We start from the raw sequence: 12,648 nt of genomic DNA on the forward strand, positions 1-12,648 counted from the left end.
ATGATTTTAAAAGTATCAATTTTAATTCAAATCGAACATCTATTTTGAACGCTGAAATATTCAAAACTCCTTATATAGAATAGCTTTCTTAATTCCTTTCTTTATTTTTAGGCAAAATTCTTTTAAATGAAAAAATTATCCGGATTACTATTATTAGCCATTTTAATGGTGAGCTGTGGCTCAAATAAAGAAAAAGCAGATCTGCTTATCTATAATGCGAAAGTCTATACGGTAGATGACAATTTTAGCGAAGTAGAAGCTTTTGTAGTGAAAGATGGAAAATTCCTGGAAACAGGTACTTCTGAAGCGCTAAGAGATAAATACGAATATTCAGAAAGTATAAATGCTGAAGAAAAAGCAGTTTATCCAGGCTTTATCGATGGGCATGCCCATTTTTATGGTTTAGGAATGCAACAACAGCGGGTAGACCTTACCGGGACCAAGAGTTTTGATGAGGTAGTGGTGAGAATTGTTGAGTTTCAACAAAAGAATGGGGTAGATTTCATCGTGGGTAGAGGATGGGATCAGAATGACTGGGAGATCAAGGAATTTCCGGCGAAGGACACCCTTGATGATCTTTTTCCCGATACGCCGGTAGCTATTACCAGAATAGATGGACACGCCATGCTCGTAAACCAGGCCGCTTTGAATAAAGCAAATATTACTACCGAAACAGAATTTGAAGGGGGTGATATAGAGCAGAAGAACGGTGAACTTACCGGAATTTTGGTGGATAACCCAATGCTGAAAATAGAAAAGATCACCGATGATCTTGATATGGAAACTCAAATTAAGGCCTTGAAAGACGCCCAGGAGATCTGTTTTGGTTATGGCCTTACTACGGTGGTTGATGCTGGAATCGATAAGCAGGTCATCGAATTGATGGACAGCCTTAATGAATCTGATGAGTTAAAGATCAGGATCTATGCGATGGTAAGTAACACTAAGGAAAATCTTGATTTTTTCTTGGAGAAGGGACCTTATAAAACAGACAGGTTGAACGTAAGATCGGTTAAATTCTATGGTGACGGGGCCTTAGGTTCCAGGGGAGCAGCTTTGAAAAAAGAATATTCAGATAGACCAGATCATTTTGGAGCTTTACTTTCACCGGTTTCAGAATTCAAAGCTACTGCCGAACGTATCGCGAAGTCCGAATTTCAGATGAATACTCATGCCATTGGCGATTCTGCCAATTACCTGGTGTTGAAAACCTACGATTCCCTTATTGGGGATGCTGAAGACCGCAGGTGGAGAGTGGAGCACTCGCAGGTGATAGATTCGGCAGATTTTAAATATTTCAGTAAGAATATTATCCCTTCTATACAGCCAACTCATGCTACCAGTGATATGTACTGGGCTGAAGACAGGCTGGGATCTGATAGGATAAAAGGGGCCTATGCTTTTAAAAAGCTTCTTGACCAGGCTGGCATAGTTGCTCTTGGTACAGATTTTCCGGTGGAAGAGGTGAATCCTTTTTTAACTTTTTACGCGGCAGTAGATCGCCAGGATACAGAGAATTATCCTGAAGAAGGTTTTATGAAAGATCAGGCGTTAAGCCGGGAAGAAACATTAAAAGGTATGACCATCTGGGCTGCCTTTGCAAATTTTGAAGAAAAAGAAAAAGGAAGTATAGAGCCTGGTAAATTCGCAGATTTTATTATTCTGGACAGAGATATTATGAAGGTTGAAATAGACAGCGTCCCAGATACAAAGGTCACCTCAACTTTTGTGAATGGTGAGCAGGTCTATAAAAATTAAACTGGGTATCTTTGCACTCATCAAAAATTAAAAAAATGAACGACGGATTATATGCTAAATTTCATACTACCAAAGGAGAGATCCTGGTAGAACTGGAATACGAAAAAACACCGGGAACTGTAGGAAACTTTGTAGGCCTGGCAGAAGGTAAAATAGAGAATGACCCTAAAGAAAAAGGAGAACCTTATTACGACGGATTGAAATTTCACCGCGTGATTCCCGATTTTATGATTCAGGGAGGTGATCCACAGGGAACCGGAGCCGGTGGCCCGGGATACCAATTCGACGATGAGATCCACCCGGAATTAAAGCATGATGCCCCTGGAAAACTTTCTATGGCTAATGCCGGTCCTGGAACCAATGGTAGCCAGTTCTTTATTACTCATGTGGAAACTCCATGGTTAGACGGGAAACATACTGTTTTTGGAAATGTAGTGGAAGGCCAGGAGATTGTAGACAAGATCCAGCAAGGGGACAAACTGGAAAAAGTAGAGATCATTCGCGAAGGAAGTGATGCTGAAAATTTTGACGCTGTACAGGCCTTTGCAGATTTTAATGCTGAAAAAGTAAAAAAAGAAGCTGAAGCAAAACAAAAAGCAGAAGCTGAAGTTGATAAACTGGCAGCAGGCTTTGAAAAAACCAAAAGCGGACTTCGTTATAAACTTATCCAGAAAGGTGACGGTAAGAAAGCTGAAAAAGGAAAGAATGTTTCAGTTCATTACAAAGGTCAGTTGGCAGATGGTACTGTTTTCGATTCTTCTTACAAGAGAAACAAACCTCTGGAATTCCCGGTTGGAGTAGGTCATGTTATCCCGGGCTGGGATGAAGGTATCCAATTACTTCATGTAGGTGATAAAGCGAGAATGGTAATTCCATCTCATCTGGCGTATGGTGAAAGAGGCGCAGGCGGAGTGATCCCACCAAACGCGATCCTAATTTTCGATGTAGAATTAATGGATGCAAAATAGTCTCTATACCTGGGTTTTGAAATGTTGAAACAATTACAGCATTAATACTCAAACGAGATTTATTTTTACGGCTTTAAACCTATAATATATTGATAAAACGCGCTGGAATCTCAGCGAGTTTTTTTATTTTTAGAAATGACTACAGATGATTTAGAAGCATTAAAATATCCAATCGGGAAGGATGAGATTCCGGAAGAAATAACTTCGGTCGAGATCAATGAATGGATCGATGATATTAGTGAATTGCCTCAGAAGTTGAAAGAGGATGTAAATAAGATTACCAAGAAGCAGCTGGATACTCCTTATCGCCCTGAAGGCTGGACCTTGAAGCAATTAATACATCATATCGCCGATAGTCATATGAGTGCTTTTCTCCGCTTTAAATGGGCGCTAACAGAAGATGAGCCTACAATAAAAGCTTATGATGAAAAGGCTTTTGCAGAGCTTTATGATTCCAGGCTTGCTCCCGTAGAGATATCCCTTGATTTTATAAGTGCACTCCATGGGAAATGGGTGATCCTCTTAGAGAACATGAGTACAGATGATTTTGATAAAACTTTTGTGCATTCGGAAACCGGCCAGAGGTATACCTTAAAAGAAAGCCTTGGGCATTATTCCTGGCATGGCAGGCATCATTATGCGCATATGCATAATTTATTGAAAAGAAAAGGCTGGTTATAATACCAGCCTTTATAATAGATCTAATTATTTTTTTAGTTCCGGTTCAGGAGTCATTCGTAAATATGGTTTTATCTCCTTGTATCCTTTCGGGAACATTTTATCTGCTTCTTCATTACTAACAGATGGGCTAATCACTACATCTTCACCATGTTTCCAGTTAGCCGGTGTAGCTACTTTGTTGTAAGCGGTTAGCTGAAGAGAATCTATTACTCTTAATAACTCATCAAAATTCCTACCGGTACTTGCTGGATAGGTTAAGGTCATTTTAATGGTCTTATCTGGCGCGATGACAAATACAGATCTTACGGTAAGAGTATCATCGGCTTTTGGATGGATCATTCCGTATAGATCAGAAACCTTTCTGTCTTCATCGGCGATGATAGGGAAATTAACCGTGGTATTTTGAGTTTCATTAATATCCTTGATCCAGCCTTTATGTGATTCCAGGCCATCGACACTAAGTGCCATAACCTTTACATCGCGTTTTTCGAATTCAGATTTATAATTGGCAACTGTACCTAGTTCTGTTGTACAAACAGGAGTGTAATCTGCCGGATGCGAAAAAAGTATCCCCCAGCTATTCCCAAGGTAATCGTAGAAATTGATTTTTCCTTCTGAGGTTTCAGCGTCAAAGTTTGGGGCTTTGTCTCCTAATTTCAAATCACTCATAATCAATATATTTTGTTTAATTAATAATTAAAACCTATTAAATCTATAGGTTTATAAATTTAAAGAAAATAATAGCCCAAAAATGCAAGATTCAGTTAAATTAATCCTTCCATTTTATATTACACCCAATACTGGGTTTTTGGTTCTCAGCAACCTTCCGGTTATTCAGTACTGCGTCCATAGCTTCTCTAAGATCTCTCCCGTTCGGGTGAATTCCATTTCCCGGCCGGCTTTCATCTAACTGGCCGTGGTATATAAGTTTGAGTTCATCATCAAAAAGGTAGAAATCTGGGGTGCAGGCGGCATCATAAGCTTTGGCGATCTCCTGGGTTCCGTCAAAAAGATAAGGAAAGGAATACTGATGTTTGGCAGCATGCTCTTTCATCATTTCTGGACTGTCTTGTGGATATTTTGAAACATCGTTGCTCATGATTCCGGCGAAACCGAAGCCAAGCTGCCTGTACTCATTAGCGATATGCACGATCTCTTCATTCACATGCTTCACAAAAGGGCAGTGGTTACAAATGAACATTATGACCGTGCCTTTCTCTCCCTTTATTTCGTCCAGGGTGATAAGGTGATCCGTGATGGTGTCCATCAACTTAAAATCGGGAGCTTTAGTTCCCAGGGCGATCATATTTGAAGGGGTAAGTGACATCTTTTTCTTTAAAATTAATTATTAATGCTGAATATTAGCTAATTTGAAGCCCTTAAAATAGAAAGATGAAAGAGATCGATTGGAATGATTTTGAAAAGGTAGAAATGAGAGTGGGAACTATTATTTCTGCTGAAGATTTTCCGGAAGCCAGAAATCCAGCTTATAAACTTACCATAGATTTTGGAGAAGATTTAGGGCAGAAAAGGTCTTCTGCTCAAATTACCAGGAGATATACCAGGGAGGAATTGCCAGGTAGACAGATCATTGCCGTGGTAAATTTTCCGGTGAAAAGAATAGCCGGATTTAAAAGTGAATGCCTGGTGCTTGGAGTTCCTGGCGATAATAAAGATGTTGTCTTGCTTTCTCCAGATCAAAAAATGCCTAATGGATCTGTGATCGCTTAACCAAGATCTCCTTCTTTAAATTTTTTATGCTCCTCCAGTAGTCTTTTGATGTTCTTATTGTGACCGTATAATACCATAATATCATCTTTATAAAGTACCGTATTGGCACTTGCTACTCCATTCACAGAAGCTTTTTCTGTTTTAGCCCCCAGTTCATTCTTGGATGGCGAAACATTCATAGTGGTGAGAATTATGATATCAAACTGGTCTTTGATATTTAATTCTTTAATGGTTTTCTCATGGTATTCCTCAGGGATCTTGGTTTCGACAATACTGAAATCGCTATCGATCTCAAAGCTGTCTACAACTCCTTCCAGGTTCAGTTTTTGAGCCCAGCGGTCGGCAGTTTCCTGTTCTGGATGAATAACTTCATCTACTCCCATAGTTTGCAGTACGGTTCTTTGAAGTGGATCTACGGCACGGCTAATTAGCCTTTTTACTTTCATTTGTTTCATAAGGGCAGCTGCCATGATATTGGCACCTTTATCTTCTCCGATACCTATGATGACGATATCTGTATCATCCAGGGGAAGATTCTTAACCGCTTCAATATCTGTTGCGTCCAGGCTTATCGCGTGAGTGATCTTTTCTTTAATCGCTTCGACCTTACTCATGCTAATGTCCACGCCAATAACTTCATTCCCCATCTCGGCCAGTTTTTCTGCAATTGAAGCTCCAAAAGCTCCCAGTCCCACAACTATATACTTCATAATACTTTGTTTAGTTGATTAAAATTTCGTCTGTTGGATAACGATAGTTTAAATGCTTTACCCGCCTCAACATGGCGATCAATAAAGTAAGCATGCTTACCCGGCCAATGAACATCGTAAAAATAATCACCACTTTAGAATACGAGGAAAGATCTGCCGTAATTCCAGTTGATAGACCCACCGTACTATAAGCCGAAAAGGATTCGAAAGCAATGTTTAATAATGATTTATCTTGATCGAAGGTGGCAATCAGGAATATTGAAATTCCTATAACCATCAAAGAGAGTGATATTATGGCAAAAGCCCTTCTTATAGATGCATGTGAGATCTCCCTTCTGTAGACTTCTATCCGGTCTTTTCCACGGGCCAGGCTAAAAAAGTTAAGCGTCGCAACCGCAATCGTACTTGTTTTGATACCACCTCCTGTAGATGCTGGAGAAGCCCCGATCCACATAAGAAGAAACATCATCATTAACGTACTAAAATTCAACGCGCTTATATCTATAGAATTAAATCCTGCCGTCCTTGGAGTGGCTGCGCTAAAGAAAGCCGTGACGATCTTTCCAAACCAACCATGTTCAGACAGGGTATTATTATACTCAAAAGCATAAAACCCAACCGTACCCACGCTAAGCAAAACAAAAGTGGTGAAGATCACTATTCTTGTATTTAGATTGATCACCCAGGGTGAATAAGGTAAAGGCCTGTTATTTCTAATCTTCAGGAACAGGTTGGTGATAGCGTATTTAATATATTTATAAATATTGAGCACTATAGGGAAACCAATTCCTCCCAGAATAAAAAGCAGGGCTATTATGATGTGTAAAGTATAATTGAACCTGAACTCGGGTTCATAAAGACTGTTCTGTAGTGTTGAAAACCCAGCATTGCAGAATCCGCTTACCGCATGAAATATTGAAAAGAAAAGACGGTCGCCAATTTGGGAAATTTCAGATTTATCAAGACTGAAGTAAATGAAAAAAGCCCCCAGAAATTCCACGATAAAGGTGATGAATAGGATCTTTTTAAGAACGCTAAATACTTCACCTATTTTTTCAGAATTGGTAGCATCTTTCAGCATCAATTGGTTTTGATATGATGTTTGCCCCCTGAAAAAATAACTGAAATAGCTGGCGAAGGTCATAATTCCCAATCCTCCTATCTGCATTAATAATAAGATGATCGTCTGCCCGAACAGGGTAAAATAAGAACCGGTGTCAACTACGATCAATCCTGTTACACATACGGCGCTGGTAGAGGTGAAGAGCGCATCCAAAAGGCTAATCCCTTCATGGGTTGCTTTGGGCAGCATTAATAAGGCCGTTCCCGCCAGTATGATAAGTAGGAAACTGGTAATGAATAATTGTGCCGGATTAAGGTATTGATTTTTAAAGTTGAATTCTACGGTAGAGAATTCCCTGATGAAATATATAAGCGCAGCGAGATAGAGATATACCATCTTATTCATGAATTCCAGGAATGGAAAACTCTCCAGGACTCCATCAATTTTTATGATAATAAGAAATCCAAATAGAGCGCCTAATACCGTATCGAAGATCCTGACTTTTAATCTGAAATGAACCCTGAATAAAAAATACCGAAGCAAAATTGCAACCACCCCAATTATCAAAGCTCCAAAATAGAAATGGTTTAGCTGTTCTTCTTCTCTCTGCATATGCCGAAAACCAAGGTCGTACAAGGCGACCAAAATGGTAATTAGGCTTAAAAGGAATGAAAACCGATTGAGGTAAGTTAAAAACCTCTCATTTTTCAGCCAGCTTCTAAATCCTGAAAATTTCACTGAAAAGTAGTTTTTAGCATACAGAAGGATGAATTTAAAACTTAAAAAGTCCGGAAAAGACTTCCGGACTTTTATTTAAGCTTTTAGTCTTCTACAAAGTTATTCAATTTACGTACAAGACTCCTAAAATTTCCCTAAACTATGGGTACTACATTTCTTCTCCAAAGAATATGGCATTCATCAATAATTTATTGGTCCCATACCAAAAAGCCCTGAAATTTGTATTGTCTGTAAATAACATGACTTCTCCTTTACCAAGGCTTTTATGTTTAAATGGCACAGTGCTGGCAATAGAATCCAGGTTTTGTTTACTTATATATCCACTTAAAAGAGGGTTTTCGGTATACTGAATTGGGTTGTTATAGCTTTGTTCATCGGCTTCCATAAAAATCGTGGTATTCCTGAACATTGCGATCTTATCGTCATCATAGCCAAAGGCAATTGGATGGGTTCTATCCAGTTTCACTTCAAAAATAGCCCCTCCAATACCCTGGGCGCCTTTAAAATCTCCACGATCTCCAAAACTTATGTCTTTTGCGGTTAGTTCATTCTTTTTGGTTTCAAATTCTATAAAGTTATTTTTCTTCATCCAGTTTACTGCATTCCTGTATGCGATAAGGGTGCCGCCATCTTTAGTCCATTTTTTTAATTTAGAGGCATGTTCTTTATCTATCCCGCTGCCCCAGGAAGACGGCAAAATAATATCGGTGTATTTACTTAGATCTGTCCCCGAAAGGTCACTAACATCCAGTTTGGTGATCTTCATATTATATCGCTGATCGAATAAATGCCAGATCTCCCCCGCATCATACGGAGTAATAGAGCCACCAACGATAAGCGCGACCTTTTGAGGTTTCAAACCTCTGAACTGGTTACTTCCCAGGTTTATTCCGAGGGTCATCCCGGTTTCTATTGCTGAAATTTCAACTCCGCTATCTCTGGAAACCTGTTTTAGGAATTCAAAAAGTTCACTGTTCTCTAATTTTTGATTTTGAACTGGTATCATGATGGTACCATGCCCGTAGGTTGTTCCGTTTATTCTGAAATCTTCCATAGCTACCTTAGCTCGAAGCCCTTTTTCAAGGATCTGGTTCAGCGCATTAGGAGCCATATAATTGTTCCAGTTAAGTAAATAGGCATAATCACTTTCCGTAGGTGGTTCTGGAACTGGCATTTTAAGATCGTCTATTTTTTCACCGGCATTTTTCATGGATGAATCTTCCAGGAAATCCAGATTAAAAGCGAGAGGAAAAGTCCATGCAGAAATATCATAAAAAAGACTGTCCCTGAATTCGGTTCTTCTCTCGAACATCGCCTTTAAAAGTTTATGCTGTCTTTGATCTTTAGGAACGATATAGGCGGAACCTTTCTTAAAGTTTTCTCCATCCTGAGTGAAATCTTTTTCTACTTCATGTACTTCGATCTTATGTCTTTTCAGGATCTCGGCCAGTTTATAGGCGCTAACCGGATCCTTAGAGCTACCAAATGCGTAAGCTCCAGTGGAAGCTGTCTTACGCGAATCTTTAAAGAATTTCCGTTGATAATTTAAAAGGTCTTTTCTCATTTGTTGCGCTGCTTCCAGAGTGGAGAGTGCTGCGGTAAACTGATTCCTGATGGTAAATGGAAAAGTGAGGAGTCCGTTTTCAGTTTCCTGCGCGTGCCCACGAGAACTTCCCTGTTCAAATAAGATTCCCACACTACCATTAATGTCGGGAAAGGTAGATCCCTTTCCGTAGTAGAAATCATCATAATTCTCCTCGGTATAGTACAGGGAACCTATCTCATCAAGAGCTTCGGCGTGATAAGTCCCGATCTCCTTGGTAAGATCCTGATTCAGTTGAGGAGTAAGTGGATGTGTTCTCGAAGGAATTCCGGGTTGAAAAAAGAAAGTGGAATTTGATCCCATCTCGTGATGATCTGTCAGGATGTTTGGGTACCAGTTATGAAAAGTTTCTATTCTCGCCTGTGACTCTGGTAATTGAACTGGTAACCAGTCGCGGTTCATATCGAACCAGTAGTGGTTTGTACGCCCGCCGGGCCAAACCTCATTATATTCCCTATCCTGAGGATCTGGATTTATATTTTTACTTTTATTTGTATTTGCCCAGTAGGCGAATCTTTGTAAGCCATCAGGATTAAAAGCCGGGTCCAACAGAATGATAGAGTTCTTCAGCGTTTCTTCAATTTTGTCGCCTTCTGCAGCAGCAAGGTAATAGGCATATAGCAATGCCGCATTAGAACCGCTGGCTTCATTACCGTGAATAGAAAAACCCTGGTTGAGAACTACAGGCATTTCATCTATATTCAAATTTTCAGAATTCTTTTCTACCAAAGAAATATGCTGTTTTCTAATCTCCCCTAGATTTGCGAGGTTCTCTTCTGAAGATATGGTTAGCAAAACCAATGGCCTGCCTTCATAAGTAAATCCTCTGTTCTCTATCTGTACACGTGGAGAAGCATCTGCCAGTTTATGCATATACATGAGTAAGCGATCATGACTTACATGCCATTCACCTGGAACGAAACCAACTACTTCCTGTGGAGTTGGAATATCGGGATTCAAGGTTATATTCTCTGGCAGGTAATAATCTAAAGTGATGTCTTCCTGTTGAGCCTGTGCACATGTAAATGAAAAGAGTAATAGAAAGCTAAAAATGTATCGCATTGCAATTATTTTGGAAAGTCTAAGATAAAAAAAACCGTCCTGAAAGGGACGGTTTAAAATAGCTGATAGTAATTGTTTCTTATATGTCGTCGAAACTTACGTCTGTAAATTTCTCAGCAGTAGATGATTTTTGAGCATTTTCATTGTCGTTATCATCATCATATTCTTTCTTGAAATCTTTTTGATGACGTTCACTAATTACTTCTTCACCTTTTTCATTGATGATGAAGTTGGTCATCTCTTCGAGGATCTCTCTAAATCCATCAAAATCTTCTTTATAAAGGTAGATCTTGTGTTTCTTGTAGTAGAACGAACCGTCGTCATTCGTAAACTTTTTACTTTCGGTGATTGTAAGGTAATAATCATCAGCACGAGTTGATCTCACATCGAAAAAGTAAGTTCTTCTTCCCGCTCTTAAAACTTTAGAGAATATTTCTTCTTTCTCCATCATTCCCTTGTCGCTCATATAAATAGATTCTTTAATGGTTTGTTATTGTCGAGTCCAAAAATCTAAAAAATTTTAACATCTAACAAAATATTTTCACATTTCTTTTTCATTTAGCTGTTTTGCGTACAATTCTTTATAATATCCCGGGCTGTCCAATAACTGTTGGTGTGTACCTTTCTGGACTATTTGCCCGTCCTCGAGGATAATAATTTTGTCGGCATTCTTGGCTGAAGAAATTCTATGGCTTACAATGATGGTGGTTTTGTCTTTAGTGATCTCGAATAGATTATTCAGGATCTCTTCCTCGGTTTCTGTATCTACTGCTGAAAGGCAATCGTCAAAGAGTAGGATCTCAGGATCGTGGATTATGGCCCTGGCGATAGATACACGTTGCTTTTGTCCGCCAGAAAGAGTGATCCCTCTTTCGCCAAGAACAGTATCATATCCTTTGCTGAAGCCCATAATATTCTTATGGACCGAAGCATTTTTAGCAGCAGTTATGATCTCTTCTTCTGTGGCATCGGTCTTTCCGAATTTAATATTATTCCTGATGCTATCGCTGAACAGGAATGCATCCTGTGGCACATAACCAATGCTTTCCCTGAGGCTTTCCAGATTCAGAGATTCAATATTACGCTCATCGATAAGGATCTCTCCCTGGTCTATATCATATAATCTACCTATCAATTCCAGGATCGTGGATTTACCCGAACCTGTTTTACCTATGATCGCCAGCGTTTCCCCTTTACTTACCTTGAATGAAACATTTTTTAAAGCGGTAATATTCGTATCGTCGTAGGTGAAACTTACATTCTTGAACTCTATGGTGCCATTAACGGTATCAGGTTCAGATTTTGGATTGGTGATCTCTGGCTTCTCACTAAGAAATTCGTTGATCCTTTCCTGGGAAGCTTCGGCCTGTTGTACCAGTGAAGTAACCCAACCTATAGATGCCACCGGCCAGGTAAGCATATTTACATATAAAATGAATTCCACCAGGACATCAATATTCTCGATCTCACCGGAAATGATCTTTCTACCACCAACGTAAATAACAATGATGTTACTAATACCAATGAGCAAGACCATCAATGGGAAAAAGAAGGCCTGAACTTTTACCAGGTCGATATTCTTATCACGGCTTCCGTTTGAAAGTTCAGTGAAATTGGAATTGGTCTGAGGCTCTATTCCATAGGATTTGATCACGGCAATTCCGCTAAAACTTTCCTGGGTAAAAGTATTCAGTCGGGAAAGGTACTGCTGTACTACCGTACTTCGCTGGTGGATGGCTACACTCAATTTATATATGGCAAAAGAAAGAATAGGCAATGGAATGACCGTATATAGAGTAAGCGCGGGAGCGGCTTTAAGCATGAATATCAAAACCACGATAGTAGAGGTAAATGTAGTTACACTATACATAATCGCAGGACCCAGGTAAAGCCTCACTTTTGACACATCTTCACTGATCCTGTTCATGAGGTCCCCGGTGCGGTTCTTCTTATAGAAATTAAGTGAAAGATCCTGATAATGTTGGAAAACTTCATTTTTGAGATCATATTCCATATGCCTGGAAACTACAATAAAGGTTTGCCGCATTAGAAAGGTGAAAAATGCTGAAATAAGAGTCGTTCCAACAATAAGCAAAATATTAAATGCAAGTTCGTTTTTCACCGTAGAAATATCGGTCACGGTACCATTGATATATTTTTCAATGATGATGGTACTTTTACCAATAAGAGGAATATAATATATGGCAAAGATCCTGGCAGCGATAGTGATTACCAGACCAATTAATAATTTCCATTTGTATTTATAAAAATATTTATTGAGATGCTGAAGGTTTTTCATTCAGAGGATTTTGGCTTAATTGAGGATTCTGTAAT

At 39.2% G+C, this 12,648-nt stretch carries 11 protein-coding genes; 4 read left to right on the plus strand and 7 right to left on the minus strand.

Annotated elements, in window-relative coordinates; translation table 11 throughout:
* The first annotated feature begins 126 nt into the window (after positions 1 to 126).
* The 3 genes from G3I01_RS09015 to G3I01_RS09025 all read left to right on the plus strand — a co-directional run bounded on the left by G3I01_RS09015 (position 127) and on the right by G3I01_RS09025 (position 3,407).
* On the plus strand, positions 127 to 1,758 hold the full coding sequence (locus G3I01_RS09015) for an amidohydrolase (RefSeq protein WP_219547120.1): 1,632 nt from the start codon (positions 127 to 129) through the stop codon (positions 1,756 to 1,758).
* A gap of 35 nt (positions 1,759 to 1,793) precedes the next feature.
* Positions 1,794 to 2,726, plus strand: a complete 933-nt coding sequence (locus G3I01_RS09020) for a peptidylprolyl isomerase (RefSeq protein WP_219547122.1) — start codon at positions 1,794 to 1,796, stop codon at positions 2,724 to 2,726.
* A gap of 135 nt (positions 2,727 to 2,861) precedes the next feature.
* Positions 2,862 to 3,407: a YfiT family bacillithiol transferase gene (locus tag G3I01_RS09025; RefSeq protein ID WP_219547124.1), complete on the plus strand. Its 546-nt coding sequence runs from the start codon at positions 2,862 to 2,864 to the stop codon at positions 3,405 to 3,407.
* A gap of 24 nt (positions 3,408 to 3,431) precedes the next feature.
* Here G3I01_RS09025 and G3I01_RS09030 read toward each other — a convergent pair whose 3' ends face one another.
* A complete protein-coding gene (locus G3I01_RS09030; protein ID WP_219547126.1) occupies positions 3,432 to 4,076 on the minus strand; it encodes a peroxiredoxin in 645 nt (214 codons plus the stop codon).
* Between the two features lie 100 nt (positions 4,077 to 4,176).
* Complete coding sequence (locus G3I01_RS09035; RefSeq protein WP_219547128.1) at positions 4,177 to 4,734, minus strand: thioredoxin family protein; 558 nt, start codon at positions 4,732 to 4,734, stop codon at positions 4,177 to 4,179.
* 65 nt (positions 4,735 to 4,799) lie between these two features.
* On the opposite strand from G3I01_RS09035, the gene G3I01_RS09040 reads away from it, so the two are divergent.
* Positions 4,800 to 5,138, plus strand: a complete 339-nt coding sequence (locus G3I01_RS09040) for a tRNA-binding protein (protein WP_219547130.1) — start codon at positions 4,800 to 4,802, stop codon at positions 5,136 to 5,138.
* Here the strand turns inward: G3I01_RS09040 and G3I01_RS09045 are convergent.
* From G3I01_RS09045 to G3I01_RS09065, 5 genes are all read right to left on the minus strand, one after another.
* Positions 5,135 to 5,848 (minus strand): TrkA family potassium uptake protein, encoded by a 714-nt coding sequence (locus tag G3I01_RS09045; RefSeq protein ID WP_219547132.1) that lies wholly within the window; start codon positions 5,846 to 5,848, stop codon positions 5,135 to 5,137. The genes G3I01_RS09040 and G3I01_RS09045 overlap by 4 nt on opposite strands.
* Before the next feature lie 10 nt (positions 5,849 to 5,858).
* Positions 5,859 to 7,649, minus strand: a complete 1,791-nt coding sequence (locus G3I01_RS09050; protein ID WP_219547133.1) for a potassium transporter TrkG — start codon at positions 7,647 to 7,649, stop codon at positions 5,859 to 5,861.
* A gap of 148 nt (positions 7,650 to 7,797) precedes the next feature.
* Entirely contained in the window at positions 7,798 to 10,314 is a 2,517-nt protein-coding gene (locus G3I01_RS09055) for a M14 family zinc carboxypeptidase (protein WP_219547134.1), read from the minus strand.
* Between the two features lie 79 nt (positions 10,315 to 10,393).
* Positions 10,394 to 10,780, minus strand: coding sequence for a PUR family DNA/RNA-binding protein (locus tag G3I01_RS09060; protein WP_219547135.1), 387 nt, complete (start codon positions 10,778 to 10,780; stop codon positions 10,394 to 10,396).
* A gap of 75 nt (positions 10,781 to 10,855) precedes the next feature.
* Positions 10,856 to 12,613, minus strand: coding sequence for an ABC transporter ATP-binding protein (locus G3I01_RS09065; RefSeq protein ID WP_219547137.1), 1,758 nt, complete (start codon positions 12,611 to 12,613; stop codon positions 10,856 to 10,858).
* Positions 12,614 to 12,648 lie beyond the last annotated feature (35 nt).

Source organism: Gramella sp. MT6 (genome assembly GCF_019357415.1).
Taxonomy (GTDB): Bacteria; Bacteroidota; Bacteroidia; order Flavobacteriales; family Flavobacteriaceae; genus Christiangramia.